Source organism: Parafrankia sp. FMc2 (assembly GCF_041008525.1).
GTDB lineage: Bacteria > Actinomycetota > Actinomycetes > Frankiales > Frankiaceae > Parafrankia.
On the sequence record NZ_JBFLUG010000407.1, the window covers coordinates 1 to 1245 of the forward strand.

At 66.7% G+C, this 1245-nt stretch carries 2 protein-coding genes; both read right to left on the reverse strand.

Annotation, left to right across the window (positions count from 1 at the left end; all coding sequences use genetic code 11):
- Positions 1-17: 17 nt before the first annotated feature.
- A complete protein-coding gene (locus tag AB1460_RS37585; protein WP_368967337.1) occupies positions 18-692 on the reverse strand; it encodes an IS630 family transposase in 675 nt (224 codons plus the stop codon).
- Positions 689-1159 (reverse strand): helix-turn-helix domain-containing protein, encoded by a 471-nt coding sequence (locus AB1460_RS37590; protein ID WP_368967335.1) that lies wholly within the window; start codon positions 1157-1159, stop codon positions 689-691. Before AB1460_RS37590 ends, AB1460_RS37585 begins: the two co-directional genes overlap by 4 nt.
- Positions 1160-1245: the final 86 nt, after the last annotated feature.

The window sequence follows — 1245 nt, forward strand, 5'->3', positions numbered from 1 at the left end:
CTAGTAGACCGTCGCCTCTAATATTCGGGGTAGAGGTGGCGGAGTTTGGTGCGGGCGTCGCTGGCGGTGAAGTGCCAGGTGACCTGTCGCTGGTCGGTGTTGACCGTGTTCTGCCAGGCGGTGAGTTCGGTGTTCAGGATGTCGAGGTCGGCGATGCGGCGGTCGAGGCACTGGCGGGTCAGGGCGGAGAGCTCGATCTCGGCGATGTTGAGCCAGGAGCCGTGCCGGGGGGTGTGGTGGATCTCCAGGCGTTGGGCGAGCGTGAATGCCTTGGCCGGTTCGAAGGCCTCGTACAGCGAGCCGAGGGAGTGGGTGTTGAGGTTGTCCAGGACGAGGATGACCTTCTCGGCGTCGGGGTAGTCGCCGGTCAGGAGCTGGTCGACCTCGTGGGCCCAGTCGATACGGGTCCGCTGCGTGCGGGCGTTCACCCGGCGTCGGCCGGTGAGGGGCTCGACCCAGACGAAGATCGAACAGGTTCCCCCGCGGACGTACTCGGAGTCCACCTTCAGGTCGTGGCCGGGGGTGGCCGGGATCGGATCGCGGGCGTGGGCCAGGAGCTGGTAGGGCTTCTCGTCCATGCACACCACCGGTACGGCCGGGTCGTGGGGGCGGGCGTAGACCGCGAGGACGTCTTCCATCCGGGCGACGAACTCACCGTTCGCGCGGGGCGGGATCGTCCAGTACTTCCTCAGGTGAGGACGAAGCGCCGTTTTTTTAGCACTCGCCCGATCGTCGAGTGATCCATGTTCGGGATGTCCTCAACGAGCGCGACCTGTCGTTCCAACAGCCGTAGCGACCAGCGGGCATGGCCCTGCGGCGGGGTCGAGCACGCCAGCGCGATCAGCCGGGCCTCGACCTCGCCGGTGATCTTCGGTTCGATCGGTGGCGTCCGTCGTTTCTTGCGCTGGATCGTCGCCGCGATGTCACCGCCACGCTCGGCGTAGGCCCTGGCCACGTTGGTGATCGTGTCGGGATCGACCCCGACCCGCTCGGCGATCTCCCGACGGCCAGCCGGCTCTCCCTGCCTCTCGTCGAGTTCCAGCAGGATCCGTGACCGGCGGACCTCCTGCGCCGGATGCGCCCCGGTCCGCACCACCCTCGTCAGCCACTCACGCTCGCCGGCGCTCAGCACCACCGGCGGTAACCCCGACCTCGACACGACACATCCTCACGGCAGCGAGAAAGAAGACCATCCTCACCGATCCACCGCATATCTGTCGAATATTAGAGGCGACGGTCTACTAG